The 18,752-nt window shown below is 30.1% G+C and carries 12 protein-coding genes; 4 read left to right on the plus strand and 8 right to left on the minus strand.

The window, feature by feature from the left end:
• Positions 1-63: 63 nt before the first annotated feature.
• Together dnaG and AC5SLY_RS05040 are read right to left on the minus strand one after the other, a co-directional pair.
• A complete protein-coding gene (dnaG, locus tag AC5SLY_RS05035) occupies positions 64-1,839 on the minus strand; it encodes a DNA primase (RefSeq protein WP_494598656.1) in 1,776 nt (591 codons plus the stop codon).
• Entirely contained in the window at positions 1,839-2,300 is a 462-nt protein-coding gene (locus tag AC5SLY_RS05040; RefSeq protein WP_020169684.1) for a GatB/YqeY domain-containing protein, read from the minus strand. The genes dnaG and AC5SLY_RS05040 overlap by 1 nt, the downstream gene beginning before the upstream one ends.
• Positions 2,301-2,428: 128 nt before the next feature.
• Here AC5SLY_RS05040 and carA point away from each other — a divergent pair, with 128 nt between their 5' ends.
• Together carA and carB are read left to right on the plus strand one after the other, a co-directional pair.
• Complete coding sequence (gene carA, locus AC5SLY_RS05045) at positions 2,429-3,625, plus strand: glutamine-hydrolyzing carbamoyl-phosphate synthase small subunit (protein WP_494598657.1); 1,197 nt, start codon at positions 2,429-2,431, stop codon at positions 3,623-3,625.
• A complete protein-coding gene (gene carB, locus AC5SLY_RS05050; protein ID WP_494598658.1) occupies positions 3,603-6,827 on the plus strand; it encodes a carbamoyl-phosphate synthase large subunit in 3,225 nt (1,074 codons plus the stop codon). Before carA ends, carB begins: the two co-directional genes overlap by 23 nt.
• An 18-nt stretch (positions 6,828-6,845) precedes the next feature.
• Here carB and AC5SLY_RS05055 read toward each other — a convergent pair whose 3' ends face one another.
• The 4 genes from AC5SLY_RS05055 to AC5SLY_RS05070 form a co-directional block, all read right to left on the minus strand.
• Positions 6,846-9,053, minus strand: coding sequence for an autotransporter domain-containing protein (locus AC5SLY_RS05055; RefSeq protein WP_494598659.1), 2,208 nt, complete (start codon positions 9,051-9,053; stop codon positions 6,846-6,848).
• A 129-nt stretch (positions 9,054-9,182) separates the two neighbouring features.
• Complete coding sequence (locus AC5SLY_RS05060) at positions 9,183-11,513, minus strand: autotransporter domain-containing protein (RefSeq protein WP_494598660.1); 2,331 nt, start codon at positions 11,511-11,513, stop codon at positions 9,183-9,185.
• Between the two features lie 37 nt (positions 11,514-11,550).
• Positions 11,551-13,896 carry an autotransporter outer membrane beta-barrel domain-containing protein gene (locus AC5SLY_RS05065; protein ID WP_494598661.1) on the minus strand — a complete coding sequence of 782 codons (2,346 nt, stop codon included), beginning with the start codon at positions 13,894-13,896 and terminating at the stop codon, positions 11,551-11,553.
• A 4-nt stretch (positions 13,897-13,900) separates the two neighbouring features.
• Positions 13,901-14,041 (minus strand): hypothetical protein, encoded by a 141-nt coding sequence (locus AC5SLY_RS05070; RefSeq protein WP_494598662.1) that lies wholly within the window; start codon positions 14,039-14,041, stop codon positions 13,901-13,903.
• 193 nt (positions 14,042-14,234) lie between these two features.
• On the opposite strand from AC5SLY_RS05070, the gene AC5SLY_RS05075 reads away from it, so the two are divergent.
• Positions 14,235-14,579 (plus strand): hypothetical protein, encoded by a 345-nt coding sequence (locus tag AC5SLY_RS05075; RefSeq protein ID WP_494598663.1) that lies wholly within the window; start codon positions 14,235-14,237, stop codon positions 14,577-14,579.
• Positions 14,580-14,587: 8 nt separating this feature from the next.
• Here AC5SLY_RS05075 and AC5SLY_RS05080 read toward each other — a convergent pair whose 3' ends face one another.
• On the minus strand, positions 14,588-16,768 hold the full coding sequence (locus AC5SLY_RS05080; protein ID WP_494598664.1) for an autotransporter domain-containing protein: 2,181 nt from the start codon (positions 16,766-16,768) through the stop codon (positions 14,588-14,590).
• A gap of 103 nt (positions 16,769-16,871) precedes the next feature.
• Between AC5SLY_RS05080 and AC5SLY_RS05085 the strand changes: the two genes are divergently transcribed.
• The gene (locus AC5SLY_RS05085) at positions 16,872-17,906 is read left to right on the plus strand and encodes a helix-turn-helix transcriptional regulator (protein WP_494598665.1); all 1,035 of its coding nucleotides are present in this window, start codon (positions 16,872-16,874) and stop codon (positions 17,904-17,906) included.
• Here the strand turns inward: AC5SLY_RS05085 and AC5SLY_RS05090 are convergent.
• Entirely contained in the window at positions 17,899-18,747 is an 849-nt protein-coding gene (locus tag AC5SLY_RS05090) for a bile acid:sodium symporter family protein (protein WP_494598666.1), read from the minus strand. The genes AC5SLY_RS05085 and AC5SLY_RS05090 overlap by 8 nt on opposite strands.
• Between the last annotated feature and the right edge of the window lie 5 nt (positions 18,748-18,752).

The following is an 18,752-nucleotide window of genomic DNA, read 5'->3' on the forward strand; positions in this document are numbered from 1 at the left end:
AGTATATTTGAGAAGACTTATATAAGCCCAATTTGAGAAAAATCCACGTATTTTTTGAAGGATTTAATTGATGTTTTTTTGTTTTTTTAGCTCTCTTATTTCGTTGAAAGTGCTTTCACTTAAATCTTTAGAGAACTTCGACTCGAGCTCTTCAATCCTAAACTCTAAATCGTAGTTTTTGAGGTCTCTAGAAACTTCGTCTAATAATTCAAACATTTTATTCTGATCATTTTGGTGATTATTTAGAATATGTTTTATTGAGGCAAATTTGAAGATTTTTTCAGTTAATTGAGGGTCAATTGGAATTTGATCTAAGGTAAGTTTTTCTCCACTCTTTAGTTTAGTTATCAAAGTTTCAAGGATTAATTTATTTTCTTCGCTAAATAGTTTTATATTTTCAATCATGTGAATATTTTCTTGAAATAAATCTAAGTTATTCATTATTAAATAAAGCAATGAAAATTCTTTAAGCTCAACACCACTCAATAATTTACTTTCGTTAAAGTGTTTTTGAGTAGACTGTAATGATTTAACTTTTTTAGTATAAAATTGTTTTTTTCCGATATTGCTATGTGGGGTTAAAGATGAAATTTTCTCCAAAAAAAACTCTAGTACATATTTTTTTATGAAATCATCTTTAATAGTTGCGGCAATAGTTCTTAATTTTTTTTCAAAAATAGCCATTGATGAAGGATTGTTATCAGTTTGTTGTTTATAATGGTTAAATATAAACTGATGAATTGAAATTTTTGCCTGTTTTGTAAAATCAATAAAATTTGCTTTACCATTTTTATTTGCATAACTATCAGGGTCTTCTCCATCTGGTAAAAAAAGAAACGAGATTTGTTTTTCTGGTTGTAATTCTTTAATTGAATTTTCTGCTGCTCTAAGCGCTGCTTTATATCCACTTTCATCACCATCAAAACAAATAATGATATCTTCAAAGAATTGGTTAAGCATTAAAATTTGACGATCCGTTAAAGAAGTTCCAAGATTTGCCACAACATTTTCAATTCCATTTTTACTTAAACCAACTACATCCATATATCCCTCAACTAAATATACATGATCTATTTTATTAGATAATCTTCTAGCTAAATCTAAATTATATAAGTTAGAACCCTTTTTAAAAAAAGGTGTTTCAGGCGAATTAATATATTTTGCTGAATAACTATTTTCCTGAATGGTTCTTCCTCCTAATCCAATAGGTTGACCTGAAATATTGTTAATTGGAAATATTATTCTATCTCGAAATCTTTCAACGTATGTATTCTTTTTTTCATCTAAATAAAAAAGACCACTTTCAACTAAAACTTTTTCACTAAACTCATCTTTTAATTTTTCATAAAAATTTGAGTTTCTTTCAACAAAACCTATTTTAAAATTTTTAACCTCATCTTTACTAAGGTTTCTTTTTTTTAAATAGTCTCTTGCAATAGTTAAGCTTTCATTTTTTAAAATTTCATCATGATAAAATTGAACATATTGATTGTAGATTGAGCAATATTCTTGCCAATTTTTTTCACGTTCTTCATCTTGCTTTGAAAATGTATAAGGTCTCATACCTGCAAGATTTGCTAATGATTTTACTGCTTCTCCAAATTTTAAATTTTGAGTTTTCATTACAAAATCAAAAATATTTCCATGTTCCGATGTTGCAAAACAATGATAAAATTCCTTCTCATCATTAACTGTAAATGAAGGCGTTTTTTCAGTTTTAAAGGGTGATAAACCTACAAATTCTTTGCCTCTTTTTTTTAGACTGACAGACTTTGATACAACTGTCGAAACCTTTAAACGAGTTTTAATTTCTTCCAAATACTCTTTTGGGTATTTCATTATTTATTTAAAAGTTCTTTTAGCAAAGGTCCAGCTTTAGCAAAATCTAGATTGTCAGGGTATGACTTCTTTAATTCACCCATTACTTTACCCATGTCTTTAATTGATGCAGCACCCAATTTACTTATTGTATCTACACATATTTTTTTAGTTTCTTCATCACTTAACTGCTGTGGTAAAAAACTAGATAAAAGATCAAATTCATTTTGCTCAACTTCTAACAAATCCAATCTTTCATTCTTTTTATAGATCTCTATTGATTCGGTTCTTTGCTTTATCATTTTCTTTAAAAGTTTTTTTATATCATCATCGTCTGTTTCTTTTATGTTGGCTCCAGATCGATTGACAATATCAAGATCTTTTATTCCAGATAAAATTAACCTGTAGGTTGAGATTTCAACCTTATTTTTTGATTTTAGAGAATTTTTATAGTTAGTTTCTATTTTTTCTTTCAATGTCATAATATTTTTTAATCTACTGCAAAGTGAAAATTCTTCAAAAGAAAAATTGTTTTTTTATAATTTTATAATACATCTCTGTTGCGATAATTAGGGTTTTATTGTATTAACCTTTAACTCATGAGTTGTAATTGATCAAAAAAGCAAAAAAAATTAGCTCTAACAAAATCTCACAGATTCACACAGGCGTTTTAGTTCTTGAAAATAAAACTATCTTTAAAGGAGTTGGTATTGGCTATCAAGGAACAGCAACAGGTGAAGTATGTTTCAATACTTCTCTAACTGGTTATCAAGAAATCATTTCAGATCCCTCTTACGCTGGACAAATTATCAATTTTACCTTCCCTCACGTTGGTAACGTTGGAACTAATAAAGAAGATTTAGAGTCTGATAAAGTTTGGACCAAAGGTGTAATTTTTAACTCTGAAATAACAAGTCCTTCTAACTATAGATCTTTAGCTAATTTAGACCTGTGGTTAAAAAAAAATAAAATTGTTGGGATCACTGGTTTAGATACAAGAGGCTTGACTAATTATATTAGAGATAAGGGAGCCCCAAAAGGTACTATTTCTTTTTCTAATAAAGGTAATTTCAATATTAGCAAATTAGCAAATATCACAGCAAAATGGAGTGGATTAAATAATTTAGATTTAGCAGAACAAGTAACTACTAAAAAAAATTATATTTGGTCAGGTTTTAAAACTTGGAAAAAAGAAACTGGTTATTTAAAAAATAAGAAAAGTTCATTACATGTTGTTGCTATTGACTATGGGATAAAGAAAAATATTCTAAGATATTTCTCAGATCTTAATTGTAAAGTAACAGTGGTTTCGTGCAAAACGAGTGCAAAAGATATACTTAAATTAAAGCCAAATGGGGTCTTTTTATCTAATGGCCCTGGTGACCCTGCAGCAACTGGTAAATATGCAATTGAAATCATTAAAGAGTTAATCAAAAATAATTTACCTATTTTTGGTATTTGTCTTGGTCATCAAATTCTAGCTCTAACACTAGGTGCAAAAACTAAAAAAATGAAACTAGGTCATAGAGGTGCTAACCATCCAGTTAAAAATTTAATTAAAGACAATGTTGAAATCACTAGTCAAAACCATGGCTTTGAAATTGTAAGAGCATCATTGCCAAAAAATATTGAAGTCACTCACAAATCTTTATTTGATAATTGTATTGAAGGAATTAGATTAAAAAATAAACCTGTTTTTTCTGTTCAATATCACCCTGAATCAAATCCAGGACCGCAGGATAGTGTTTACTTATTTGAAGAATTTATTAACAACATAAAAAAAAATGCCAAAAAGAAAAGATCTTAAAACTATATTAGTCGTTGGTGCTGGACCCATTATCATAGGTCAAGCTTGTGAGTTTGACTACTCAGGGACACAAGCCTGTAAAGCCCTTAAAGATGAAGGTTATAAAGTTATTTTAATTAACTCTAACCCAGCAACGATCATGACAGATCCTGGTGTTGCAGATAAAACTTATATCGAGCCAATAACGTTAGAGGTATTAGAAAAAATTCTAAAAAAAGAAAAACCAGATGCAATTTTACCAACAATGGGTGGTCAAACTGCTTTGAATTTAGCAATGGATGCAGAGAAAAAGGGAATTCTTAAAAAATATAAAATTGAGTTAATTGGAGCTAATTCTAAAGCGATCTCTAATGCAGAGGATAGAAAAAAATTCAGAAAAAATATGTTAGATATTGGTTTGGACTTACCAAAATCTAAAGTGGTATCTCATATTAGAGATGCTGCAAAAGCTTTAAAACAAATTGGGTTGCCTGCAATCATTAGACCTGCTTTTACCTTGGGTGGTTTGGGTGGAGGAATTGCTAAAACTGAAAAAGAATATCTTAAAATAGTTAAAGATGGATTGCACGAATCTCCTGTTAACCAAATTTTAATTGAAGAATGCCTTGAGGGTTGGAAAGAATTTGAAATGGAGGTTGTCAGAGATAAAAAAGACAACTGTATTATTATTTGTTCTATTGAAAATATTGATCCAATGGGAATTCACACGGGAGATTCGATTACCGTTGCACCCGCTCTAACACTCACAGATAAAGAATATCAAGTTATGAGAAATGCCTCAATTGCTTGTCTTAGAAAAATTGGAGTAGAAACAGGTGGATCAAATGTTCAATTTGCAATCAATCCAAAAGACGGCAGAATGGTTATTATTGAAATGAACCCAAGAGTGTCACGTTCATCTGCTCTTGCATCTAAAGCAACTGGATTTCCAATTGCAAAAGTTGCAGCAAAACTAGCAGTTGGTTACACCCTTGATGAATTAAAAAATGAAATTACTAAAACAACGCCTGCTTCTTTTGAACCTAGTATTGATTATGTAGTAACTAAAATACCAAGATTTACCTTTGAAAAATTCTCTACTTCTGAAGCGGTTCTTGGAACATCCATGAAGTCAGTTGGTGAAGCAATGGCAATTGGGAGAAACTTTAAAGAATCTCTTCAAAAAGCATTGGTTTCTCTTGAAATTGGCTTTTCAGGCTTAGATCGTATTTTTCCGCTTAACAAAAAAGAGATAGAAAAAGAATTGAAAAAAAATATTCCAAACAGAATATTATTAGCTGCTGAAGCGTTTAGAAAAAAAATCAACATTAAAAGAATTCACCAACTTTGTAAAATAGATCCTTGGTTTTTAGAGCAAATAAAGGAAATTGTTGATGAAGAAAATAAGATACAAAAAAAAGGGCTTCCTAAAGACTACAATGAGTTTAACAGAATTAAATCAATAGGTTTTTCTGATAAAAAATTATCTGAAATCACTAAAATTTCTGAAGACCTTGTTAGAAAAAAAAGAACTGCTTTAAAAGTATTACCAGTTTACAAAAAAGTAGATACCTGTGCTGCTGAATTTAAATCATTCACCCCTTACATGTATTCAACCTACCAAAGAAATTATGCGCTAAATACAGAGTGTGAAGCAGAACCTTCTACAAGAAAAAAAATTATAATCTTAGGCGGTGGACCAAACCGTATAGGCCAAGGTATTGAGTTTGATTATTGTTGTTGCCAAGCAAGTTATGCTCTTAAAGATAGTGGTTTTGAAACTATAATGATTAACTGTAATCCAGAGACGGTTTCAACAGACTACGACACAAGTGACCGACTTTATTTTGAACCTCTTAAAGAAGAGTATGTTTATAATATTATTAAAAAAGAACAGCAAAAAGGAAACCTTGTGGGGATCATCGCTCAGTTTGGTGGGCAAACTCCTATAAGACTTGCAAAGTTTTTACATGATAACAAACTTCCGATTTTAGGTACGCAGTACACCTCAATAGATCTTGCTGAAGATAGAGATAGATTTAGAAAGTTACTTGATAGATTAAAATTAAAACAAGCTGAAAGTGGTATTGCTAAAACTTACAAACAAGCCATTCAGATTGCTGAAAAAATTGGACTGCCTTTAATGGTTAGACCTTCTTATGTCTTAGGCGGAAGAGCAATGGAAATTGTTCATGAGAAAAGCCAATTAAAAAACTTTGTAGAAGAAGCATTTAAAGCTGCGGAAGATAATCCGATATTAATAGATAAGTTTATAAGTCATGCGATGGAAGTAGATGTTGATGCAATATCTGATGGTAAGCAAGTGTTTGTTGCAGGTATCATGCAGCATATTGAAGAAGCAGGTATTCATTCAGGGGATTCTGCATGTTCTTTACCTCCAATATCTATAAAACCAAAGCTGATAACTGAAATAGAAACTCAAACAAAAAAATTAGCTTTAGCTTTAAATGTTAAAGGCTTTATGAATATTCAATTTGCCATTAAAAATGATGAAATTTATGTAATTGAAGTAAATCCAAGAGCAAGCAGAACAGTTCCTTTTGTATCTAAAGCAAAAGGTCTTCCTCTTGCAAAAATTGCATCCCGTGTAATGACTGGTGAAAAATTATCTAAATTTAATTTAAAGGGTAAAAACAAAAACCTATTTGCAGTTAAAGAGGCTGTATTTCCTTTCAATAAATTTCCAAATAGTGATCTATTGTTGGGGCCTGAGATGAAATCAACAGGTGAAGTTATGGGATTTGATAAAGACTTTGGTATGGCTTACGCAAAAAGCCAAATTGCTGCTTCAAACTCATTGCCCACTAAAGGTCTAGCATTTATCTCTCTAAAAGATGGTCATAAAGATGAAGGTGTAGATCTTGCAAAACAATTAATAAAATTAAATTTCACTTTATGTGGCACTGGTGGAACTGCTGATTACATTCGTAAACATGGAATAAAGTGTAAAACAATAAACAAGGTAAGTGGAGGCTCTCCTCACATAGTTGACATTCTAAATTCTAAAAAAATTGCACTTGTAATTAATACGGGAGGTGGAAATAGTGAGCATCGTCTTCATGATGCAATGGCTTTAAGAAGAGCAACCCTAGGGAATAAAGTTCCTTATTGTACAAACATGTCTACTGCACAAGCTTGCTTGATGGGGATTAGATCTTTAAAGACAAAAGAGATTACCGTAACTGCACTTCAAGATATTTAACTTTAAATGTGGGTATAATTAAAATGGTTTGCTTACTTTAATTGCAAACTCATTTTCGTAGTCTTTATTGTTTTTCATTAATCTTCTTATTGAAGTAGAAAAATACCAACTATCAATTAGATTTAAATCAAAACCTAACTCTAATTTTAGAGAATTTGAATAATCCTCTTTTACAGTATAATAATATGTGGTGTTAGGGTCAGAAATGTATGATGCTTTAGCTTCTGAATCAGGAGTTAAGTTTTCAAAAAATTCAATTCTACCATATGGTAGAAAATAACCTTTCTTTATTTTTTTTTTATATTTTGTTAAAGCACCAATTGAAATAGATTTATTTTTTAAATCTTGTTCTTCAAATTTTAAGGCTTGAATATTACCTATCTCTGAAAAGCTTTTTAATTTAGATAAACCATAATCAAATCTTCCAAATAATAATGAAGTAAAGTTATCTTTATCCATTATTTTATTAAATTTAATTGAAGTAAAATATTGCTTAACACCTCTATTTCCAGTTAAAGTATTAGAAGTGTTGGCTTGCTCAATTCTTGTAAGATCATTATCAATATATCCATAACCAACTAAACCATCAATAAAAGTTGAACTATTCTTATGCCAGCTTGAATATATTGTTGTACTTTTTGCATTAGATTTAATTTTAGTCCCTAATTGCCCAACATCAGTATCCTGATCTTCTAGTCTAATGGCTATACCAAAAAGCGTGTTTTTCCTTATTATTTTGTCCATTCCTATTGTTAAAGCATCTGAGTCGAACTCTTGATTTAGCTTGCCAGACTTAAGTTTAATTTTACCCTTTTTTAAATATCCAGAGCTCCAAATTTTCCACTTTCGAGGCACCATTCCAAATTCGTTTTTTAAATATTTTGAAAGAGGTAATTCGTTTATAAATTTTTCAATATTTTTATTAGATAGCTTTTGTTCTTTGTTAACATCACCTTTTAAAAGATAGGCATCTAATAGTTTTGCATACGGATAGGTATCTTTATTTGTTATGTCTATATCTATGCCTATATCTTGAAATTTAATATTGTCATTTTTTTTTGTAGTTCGATACCACTCCATTCTTTCTAAAATAGAATTTGTTGAACTATAAATAAATCTTTTTGCATTTTCTGATTGTCCTTCAACTATCCCAACTAATTCTTTATCATCAAATACATTGTAATCATCTGATTCAGTTGAATTAATTGACAGTGTAGTTAGGCCTGAAACAGTGGCAGATTCTCCAGCTGTCCCTCCATATTCAATAATATAATAGTCTACACTATTAGTACCACATGGTAGGTCATTCCACTTACCATTTGCTCTTAAGTGAGCACAATCTTCATCCCCTATATTAGTGCTGGAATGATCATTAGGTTCATTAGTATCCCAGTTTTGATATGAATAACCAGTTGCTACAGAACATGCATCATCAGCTGCATTAGCTGTTTGTCTGTCTGGGTTAAAACTAGTATTAATAAAAGCAACTTGGCAAAAAAAGGTTTTTCCGTTTTCAGGACCCGATATCCACTCCCAAGTACCCTCTGTTATTGTGTGAGTATTAGATGTATATGTTGAACTATCAGAAGCACCTATCCAAGTATTTTTTGAAATTTTGGCATCTAAAAAATCATTTTCTGCTTCAGAGGTAATTGTTACTAAGTATCCAGATAAACCCTTATATGTTGAAGCTTCAGCGGCAGTTTTTGCATCCGCATAGGAAATTTCATCATTAGCTTCACCTACTACTTGATAATAATGACCATTAGCTGAATTATAATTATTACCAGCTGGGGTTACTGAAACAGTTATTGTCGCCCCTGTTGAGCCATCTCCTTTAAATGAGAGTGTTGCTAATGCAGTATTAATGTTAGCTTGTGTTCCTCTAAATCCTATTTCGGTAAGAGAGGAGCCAGTACATTGAACAGGTGCACTAGTACCATCACTAGTGTAGCCACAGTAGCCAGCAGCCTGATCAGTACTTGAAGTTGTAGTTATTTTGATGTTCCCTGCTGAAGCAACAGCAGAAACTAAAAGAGTTCCAGAATACCCTGAAATACTTGGAGTAACACCAGAACTAGATAATAATACAAAATCAGTTGTATCAGAAGTTAATGATGTAGGCATAGTAACAACTTCTGAATAAACTATTTTTGAACTAAAAAAGATGATCAAAAAAAAGATGCTATAAATATATCTAATTATTTTTCTTAAAATAAATCTCATAATAGAAAATAGCCTACAAAATTTATTTTATTACTTAACGCATCCTTGTTAGTGCTCAAATCGGGCAGGGTTAATTAACATTTATGATGAATTTACTGAGTTTTTAGAGCTTGTCTGAAAAAGATTAAATTAAAAGATTTTCTTTAAATTAATCGTTGCTTCATTAATAGTATTTGGTTTTAATGCATCTTGATTATTTAATTTAAAATCAATTTCAAAATCATTGATATTTTTGCTTATCTTAAATTCAGATCCTAAATTTTCTGAGCCTGCTAACTTAAAAGCATAGTTAGTTTTTCTGTTAGGCAAATATCCTATCGCTAAATGTATTTTATCAGTATGACCGGTTCCTAATGCTTGATTTCTTTCATAAATTAAAAAAATACTAAAACTATCCGGTAAAATTATATCTATACCCAATTCCCCATTTAAATTATGTAAAGCACCTGAATTTAGTTTGGTATCAAGCTCCTCATTTGTTGCATCAGAGACGTAAGAATACTTTATATTAGAGGAGCGACGTAAATTTGCTTTGTATTCTAATTTTCCATGCTTTCTGATTTTATAATTATCATTTTCTAATTCTTCTACTGCAGCAATTGAAAGTCTGGCATTTCTTGATTGAATGCCTTGCTTTTTAAATTTCATAGCAGTGTTACCACTTTCTTGATAATCATTTAATAAAGTGTAACCAAGATCTATTTGTCCAGAAGGAATTAGAATTAAATTATTTTTCTTAATCTCATCTTTTAATTTAATTGTTCCATATATTTGTTTGCCATTTCTTTCATTTATTAAACGATTACCATCAACCACTGATAAAATATCTGAGTTAAGAACACCCACTCCAAAAACAGTGTCTATATATTTTGTGTCATCTTCAATTGGTGATGAGGTATAATGGGTTAAATTATAAGTATTAGTATCTAAATTACTTCCAGCTGTTCCAACTTTAACATCATTTTTACCAAATCTAAAAGCAAGTCCCCTTATGCCATTATTTTTTGTAAATTTATCCGCTCCAACAGTAATTGCATTAGTTTTTATCTTTTTAAATGAAGAAACACTTGTGTCTCCAACTCTGCCAACAGCAATACTTCCTTCGCTCCAATAAAAGATATCTTGCTGTTTATCTTCTGTCTTTTTTTCAAGAGATGCTTGATTTGAGGTAATTTTTTCTGGAAGTTTATCCATCCAAGAATTTAACAATGAGTTATCTGATTTAATTGCAGTGGTAAAATTGTTTAATTTGTTATTATTTATATCTTTCAGACCAATAGTTATAGACTGACCATTTTCTACTTTTTCATTAACTGAAAGTATTCTATCTGGAAGTTTTTTAACCCAGTAATTTAATAATGGGTTATCAAGTTGAGTGGCAGTATTAAAATTAAGATCTATATTAAGATTTGTTAAATTTTGATTATCTTTGTTTCTTCTAATCCACTTTAAACGATTTAATGCAGTGTCCGTTGAGTGCTCAATAGTTCTTGTTGCAACTTCTATTTGTGCAATAGCTATTCCAGTTCTGTCACTATTTTCTGTAACTGGAGGACAATTACCTGAAAAAAGAGTAAACGGACAACGTAAGGTATATTCATTTACTTCTGCAGCAGGTTCTTGAAAACCAGTAATAAACATTTTTAATCCAGAAGGACTAAATGCTATACCAGATGGGTTATATTGCTCACTATTTAATTTTAAAAAACCTACATGAGATAAAGTTGATATATCGAAACCTGTAGATAAATCGTATTGATCAACAACATTATCCAATGTTCCTATTATAAACATTCTGGTACCATCAGTATTAAACTCTATGCTAGACGGTTGAGTATCCTGAGCACTCAGATCTTGTGATCGTAACAAAGTAACTCCCTCTGAAAGATCAAAACCTACAGCTAATTCATATTGGTGTATGCTATCACTGGTATGTCCGGTAATATACATCATTGTTCCATCATTATTAAAATCAAGACCAAAAAGATCACCCTCCACGCTATTAACACTAAAAAAACTTTCAAAAGTTGCTGATGACAAATCAAAATTTGCAGTAAGTGAATATTCCTGCACATAATTTCTGTTTATTGCAGTAACAAACATTTTTGATCCATCATTGTTAAATTTTATACTCGTTTCATAAGCGTCACCAAGATTAGCCAAACTATCTACATAAGAAGCTGTCGATATATCAAAGGCGGTTGATAAGGTATATTCATGTATATCATCCTCAGCACTACCAGAAAAATCTGCATTACCGTGCTTTTCACCAATAACAAACATTTTTGTTCCATCATTACTAAAGGTAAGACCTCTAGGTCTAGGCTCTTCAGTATTAACTAGATGGTTTTGCTTCCAGAGTGGAGTAGCAAAATCACCGCTTTCTAAAGCAGCACCTTCTCTAACAAAAGTTAGATTAATAATTAGAAAGGCTAGTATAAATCTAATTGTCGATTTCATGAAAAAATTTTTATTTAAAGACATAATTTAATTTTTATCAAAACTTACTAGTTAAATTAATTGTTGCTTCATCAATAATGTTTGGCCTCAATGCATCTTGATTATTTAATCTAAAATCAATTTCAAAATCATTGATATTTTTGCTTATCTTAAATTCAGATCCTAAATTTTCTGAGCCTGCTAACTTAAAAGCATAGTTAGTTTTTCTGTTAGGCAAATATCCTATCGCTAAATGTATTTTATCAGTATGACCGGTTCCTAATGCTTGATTTCTTTCATAAATTAAAAAAATACTAAAACTATCCGGTAAAATTATATCTATACCCAATTCCCCATTTAAATTATGTAAAGCACCTGAATTTAGTTTGGTATCAAATTCACCACTTGCCGGGTCTGAGACGTAAGAATATTTAATATTAGAAGAACGATGTAAATTTGCCTTGTATTCTAATTTTCCATGTTTCCTAATTTTATAATTATCATTTTCTAATTCATCAATTGCAGCAATTGAAAGCCTGGCATTTCTTGATTGAATGCCTTGCTTTTTAAATTTCATAGCAGTGTTACCACTTTCTTGATAATCATTTAATAAAGTGTAACCAAGATCTATTTGTGCAGATGGAATTAGAATTAAATTATTTTTCTTAATCTCATCTTTTAATTTAATTGTTCCATATATTTGTTTGCCATTTCTTTCAGCTGTTGAACGTTCACCATCAAGTACTGATAAAATATCTGAGTTAAGAACACCTATTCCAAAAACTGTGTCTATAAATTTTGTGTCATCTTCAATTGGCGATGAGGTATAATGGGTTAAATTATAAGTATTCGTATCTAAATTGCTTCCAGCTGAACCAACATCAATATCATTTTTACCAAACCTAAAAGCAAGCCCCCTTATGCCATTATTTTTTGTAAATTTATCCGCTCCAACAGTAATTGCATTAGTTTTTATCTTTTTAAATGAAGAAACACTTGTGTCTCCAACTCTGCCAACAGCAATACTTCCTTCGCTCCAATAAAATACGTCTTGTTGTTTTTCCTCTTTTTTCTTTTTACTGGCTGAGGTTTTTACAACTTTAGTAAGAGAGGCAAGCATTTGATTGGTAAAATTAAGATCTAAATTAAGATTAGTAAGGTTTTGATTATCTTTATTTCTTCTAATCCATTTTAATCTATTTAAAGCAGTGTCCGTTGAGTGTTCTATAGTTCTTGTTGCAACTTCTATTTGTGCAATAGCTATTCCAGTTCTATCACCTTTGGTAATTTCAGGACATTTTCCTTCAATAATATTGAAAGGACAAACTAAATCATATTCTAAAACATCTTCATCTTCATCATTCAAAGTGTACATTTTTAAACCATTAGTGCTAAATGTAAGTCCACTTGGCTGTGGAGCACCTTGACCACTATTATATATCTGCGTGTATCCACTAATGTTGAATGCAACTGTACCATCTATTGTAAATGAAGAAGTGGAGAATGCCACATCAAGAGAAATCTGAGTTATATCTCTAGGAAAATTAGTTCCTCCATGATCAACAACCCAGAGTCTTTTTCCATCTGGACTAAAATCAAGTCCCTTGGCATTACCTACAGGAGTGGTATCTGAACCTGAATCCTGAAGTCTTATTCCAGCATCTGTAACAATTGATATAGTACTTAAATCATATGCAATTGATAATTGATATTCTAATAACCTTGTATAATGATTTGAACCAGCTCCACCAAAAAGTATAAATAATCTTTTTCCATCATTACTAAAATCAAAATCTCTCAATCTATTGTTACCTGAAGGAACAACAAAATCTTCATCATCAGTATCAGGTCCAGCGTTACTTCCATCTTGCAGATCATCATCATCAAGGTTTGACGTTGCATGTACAGCTGAACCTACAGGAAAATTACATGTTGAAATATCAAAAGGTGAAGTTAAATCAAATCTAAATACTCTATCAGCGTTTGCAACACCTGAACCTGAATTTCCTCTTCCCACAAACAACATCATTCCATTATGAGAAAATTTTAAACCATGCATCCAATTTGTAGAACCATGTTCAGCTTTAGAATTACCCTCACCATTGTTCAAAATACATCTTTCACCATTACCTGCATAAGTTTTTGTAGAAACATCAAATGGCGTACTTAAATTATATTCACTTACATGTGAATAAATATCATGCACATTAGGAAGCTGATTAGATGGTTCTTGAGATAATATGAACATTTTTGTTCCAGCAGGATTAAAATGAACACCACTTGGATCATTATTAGTACCATCAGTAACTGCTGCCTTCTGCACTAAAGTGTGCATAGCTCCAAATGAATTAGAGATAGGAAATATAAATAATAAAATTAAAATAAAGTTTTTTATAAATTTCATAAGATTAAAATGTTGCTGACAATTTAATACTCAGGTCTTTAAATTGTTTATTTACCAGTTCAACTATTCCAGCTTGTGCTTGCATCAAAATAAAAAATGATGACACAAGTAAACCAACAGCTAATTTTATTAAAAAAAATACCATAATGAAAAATACTATATAAAATTTAATTTAGCGGTTTTTCAGTTCGTTTAAGTGCCCAAACCGGGCCTAATTTCCAATATGGGCGTGCGTTTTATCGAAGATAAAATAATCTTCATCAAAAATTAAAATTATACAAATTTTAATAAATTCAGATGCTTAATTTAATAAAAATAGGAATTTCAAGTAAATTTTAATGAGTAAAATAAAAATAGTTTTCTACTTAGCTTTAGCTTTTATTTTTTATAAAGGTTTTGTTGCATTTCAAAATTTTGAAATTGGTGTTGATGATAGAGTAGCAGATATAGAAGAAAAAGCAGATTTTGAAAAGCAAGGTGAAGTTATTGGTCTCATGATGTATATGGGTAGACCACTAAAATTAACAGAGCATTTATTAACTAAGAATAAATCTAGGTGCTTGGAAATGAAACAAATGGCTGAAGAGAGCTCCTCCGCGTACTATGAATGTGCAAGAGTGAATGCCGTCCTTAAAGGTAGAAAAATTGTAAGCATCATTAATGAAATAGAAGTTATAGAATAATTATTAAATTAAAATTTATTTGAAATTTCTATATTTGCACCATAGTCAGGTACATCACTTAAAAAATTATAGTTAGAACTCATTTTTAAATCAAATCCATTTACATTATTAGTTAATGATAAACTAGTATTTTCAAAATTATTCACATCAAATACAAATTTCATTTCATCAATTGGAACATAACCTATAGATAGATAAATTTCATTACTATAACCTTTTCCATTAGTTATAAATCTCTCAAAATTTCCAACTAACGACCAACCTGATATGGAAGTGACATCAAAACCGTAACCAATTCTAAGATTATGTTTGGACTTATTTTCTACATTATAATTGTAAACAGTACTTTGACTATTTAGATAATAAAATTCTGCATCTGATGATGGACTAAGATCAGCAATATATTCTAATCTCCCATGATGATTAATAATTTCATCTTCTTGCCTATCTGTATCCGTTTTATCTAAAAGGACACCGAGTGTTACTAATGCTGATTTAATATTTTGCTCTTTATAAAGAAGTGCATCAGCTAAACTATCTCCAACAATTGTTCTTTCTCTAAATGCTTTTAGTTTTGTGTACCCTAAATCTAATTTAATACCTGGATTGAGATTTAGATCTTCATCAACTATTCTTTTTCCAAAATTAAATGATCCATAGATCTGTTGGCCTTCTCGGTTACCTTCTAAAGTATTACCATAAGTAACCCTTTTTTGGTCTATATCTAGAAAACTAACTCCAATTAATGCATCTGTAAAAACGTGATCATCTCTAAGTTTAGTGCCATATAATGCAAAACTATAAGCATCAGTCTCTAATTTGCTTCCTTTATATCCAATATCAACATTATCGTTACCATATTGAAAAACGTACCCATACATAGTGTCTCTATCATCTTCTTTAATTCTATCTGCACCAACTGAGATACCATAACTATGAAAATCTCTTGATGATGAATTTAAAGATTTATTTTTACCCAAACTAACTCTACCTTCACTCCATTGAAACCAATCATCACTATCATAACTTCTATCAATTTCTTTTTTTGAGCTTTTTAGAGCGGTAACTAACTTTGATATTTTTTTATTTGTAAAATCAATTTCTGCATTAAGATTTGATAGATTGTCTTTATTTTTATGTCTTCTTAACCACTCAATTCGGTGAAAAATTGGAAGAGTATTATTTTTAATTATACGTTTTGATAATTCAACATTAGCTTCAATGATTGCTTTAACATCATCATTAGCTGATGCATCAGCACAAGTAATGGTACCAGCACAATCTGGACTATATTCAAAAATTGTATTTGTTGAACTGGTATCATCAGTTACAAATAGCTTTGTAAAATTTGCTGCAAATATAAAACCTCTCATGTTTGAAAATCTTCTGGGTAAATCATCGTTGCCTAAATCGTAAGAAGTAGGAGTAGAAGAAATAGTTGTGACATCCCAAGGTGTGCTTAGAGTATATTTGTTCATATTGTTATTTTCATTACCACCAATATACAGAATGGTCCCATCTGAATTGAATTGAATATTTCTCATGTTATTATCAGCGTCTTCTAATGATGCTGATAAAGAGCCTACTGAAACTCCAGATGTAAGATCAAAAGGAGTTGATAATATATACTCTCTTATTTTATGTAGATCTCTTCCACCTATAAACATACGTGTTCCATCAGGTTTAAATGTTAGAGCTCTTACTTGATCTTCATTACCTGAGCCATCTAAATCCACCTGAAATCTTATTTCATATTCTAATGTAGATGTATCCCAAGGAGTAGTTAATTTGTATTGATAGACTGAAGTTGGATCTTTGTTGGTTGTTACAAAAATTTTTGTTCCATCAGATTTAAATTCAATTGCATGTGGTAATTTCATTTGTGGAACAGAACCTCCATCACCTACTAATTGAGTTGTAAAAGATTTTGTTGCAGTGCTAATATCAAACGGTACACTAAGAGAATATTGCGTTACTTCTCCTTTTTCACCATCACCACCATCAGTATCAGTTTTACGGTTAGTTATATACATTATGGTTCCGTCTGGATTAAAGTTTATTCCTCTAACAGCTACAGTGTCTGATGAAATATCTTTTGATTGCTTAAATTCTATAAAAGCAAAAGCATTAGAATAAAATAAAGCTAAAAAGCTAAATACAAAAAATGATGTCTTGAGAATTTTTTTCACTTCTGCAGACTAATGAATAAGAGATAAAAACAACTGTGTTGGTGCTCAAATCGAATTAAATTTGTTAACTATAACTTCGTTTTTGGAGATTTATTTTGAATCATTGACAACTGATCAAAATGGGTGGAAAAACCAACTTATAATTCTTAAACAAAAAATGATAAAAAATATTCCAAGCATATCTAGTGAAGTTAATGAAGAAAAAATCTTCAAAGTTATTAATGAAAATTTTAGTCAACTGGCACCTGCATATTATACATTAGTTAGTAGTTGGCTTATAAATGCTTACAAAGTTCATAAGGGTATCGATAAGTTTATAATTTTAATTTATCTGATTAATAAAGACTTTATATTTTATAGAAAAAATGGACTAATAGTTGATTATGATACGTTTTATAAGGATAAATCATTAGAAATTCCAAAGATTAATATTTCTGATATCGCAAGAGACCTTCTAATACCTAAAGAAAATGTAAGAAGAAAAATATCTGAATTAGAAGAAAGAGGTATTATTAAAAGAAAAGGAAAAAAAATCTTTATTGAAATATCTGGTTTTTCACAAGCAAAGCCCAATATAACTTTAAATGATTTAAGTGTTTTTGTTTCTAAATTTAGTGAAGTATTAAAAGATAAAAATATAGTTGATAAATCTTTTGATGCAGAAGAAATTTCAAAATTAATTAAAGAAAACTTTTCTTTTTGTTGGTATCAATTTTACAAGTTTATATTCATTTTCGCTAACAGCTGGAAAACAGGTACTAAAACTCAAGATTTAGAAACAATATGTGTAGGGTTTATTGTATTGATTAATACTGTCCAAAATAAAAATTTTAAAAATAAAAATTTAGATAGAAAAAAATATCTTAAAGAAATTCAAAAACCTGATCATATTGGTATTAATGCATTTTCTATAGCTGAGATAACAGGAATTCCAAGGGCAACGGTTGTTAGAAAACTAGTATTTTTAATTAAAAATAAATTTCTAAATATTGATGAAAAAAAACTTTATACTTTTGGTATAGGTGTGCAAAGTAAACAATTTAAAGTGATTTCTAAATTACAAGATAGAAATATGAATGCTTTAAGTAAATTTTTGTATAGGGTTTTTAACCAAATTAAAGTAATAAATTCTAATTAGATTTTCTTAAAATAAAAACAAAGATTACAGAGGTTGCCATCATTACTAAAGCATAAGCAGCGGTTGGCACCATATAAATAATATTATCAAATAATTGAGTTGCAACAAAAACTGCTAAAGTTCCATTTTGTAAACCACACTCTAAAGAGATAGCTCTTTGTTGAGGTACACCTGAGGCAAAAAACTTGGCAACATAAAATCCTATCACCATCATAGTTACATTTAATATTAGGGCTATTAAACCTGCTCGAGTTAAAAAGCTTACAATTTTATCCCATTCTTCAATATATATTGCTGCAAAAACAAGTAAAAATAATGCAATAGAAAATCTTTGAATTAACTTCAAATTTTTTATGACAAGGTCACCTGTAAAATGTCTGATAGTCATTCCAATTATTACTGGAACTGTGACTACAAAAAACATTTTTAAAGCTATAGCTGTCATTGTTATTTCTTTTTCAACATAGGTGATATCAAACAGATTAATTGAATTGATCACAATGAATGGCACTGTTACTATACTTAATAAGCTCATAACTGCTGTCAGTGATATTGATAGCGCTACATCACCCTCTGCAAATTTTGTAAGAACATTGGAGGTTACACCCCCTGGAGCAGCTGCAATTAGCATTACTCCTAAGGCCATTTCAATCGGCACACCTAAGGTAATGATAAGTAGATAGGCAACGATTGGTAAAACAATTAACTGACAAATAAAACCAATAAAAAAATCTTTAGGGTTTTTTGCAACTCTTAAAAAGTCATCTACTGTTAAAGAAGCTCCTAGTCCAAGCATAATAATAGCTAGAGCGATTGGAGCGATGTTGGTTACTATTTCCATTAATT

It is taken from the genome of Candidatus Pelagibacter sp. PS_23, from assembly GCF_059417905.1.

Excerpts from the sequence above, each read along its gene's own strand:
- dnaG (WP_494598656.1), bottom strand. The coding sequence starts at position 1,839 with ATGAAATACCCAAAAGAGTATTTGGAAGAAATTAAAACTCGTTTAAAG.
- AC5SLY_RS05040 (WP_020169684.1), bottom strand. The coding sequence starts at position 2,300 with ATGACATTGAAAGAAAAAATAGAAACTAACTATAAAAATTCTCTAAAA.
- carB (WP_494598658.1), top strand. The coding sequence starts at position 3,603 with ATGCCAAAAAGAAAAGATCTTAAAACTATATTAGTCGTTGGTGCTGGA.
- AC5SLY_RS05055 (WP_494598659.1), bottom strand. The coding sequence starts at position 9,053 with ATGAGATTTATTTTAAGAAAAATAATTAGATATATTTATAGCATCTTT.
- AC5SLY_RS05060 (WP_494598660.1), bottom strand. The coding sequence starts at position 11,513 with ATGAAATCGACAATTAGATTTATACTAGCCTTTCTAATTATTAATCTA.
- AC5SLY_RS05065 (WP_494598661.1), bottom strand. The coding sequence starts at position 13,896 with ATGAAATTTATAAAAAACTTTATTTTAATTTTATTATTTATATTTCCT.
- AC5SLY_RS05070 (WP_494598662.1), bottom strand. The coding sequence starts at position 14,041 with ATGGTATTTTTTTTAATAAAATTAGCTGTTGGTTTACTTGTGTCATCA.
- AC5SLY_RS05075 (WP_494598663.1), top strand. The coding sequence starts at position 14,235 with ATGAGTAAAATAAAAATAGTTTTCTACTTAGCTTTAGCTTTTATTTTT.
- AC5SLY_RS05090 (WP_494598666.1), bottom strand. The coding sequence starts at position 18,747 with ATGGAAATAGTAACCAACATCGCTCCAATCGCTCTAGCTATTATTATG.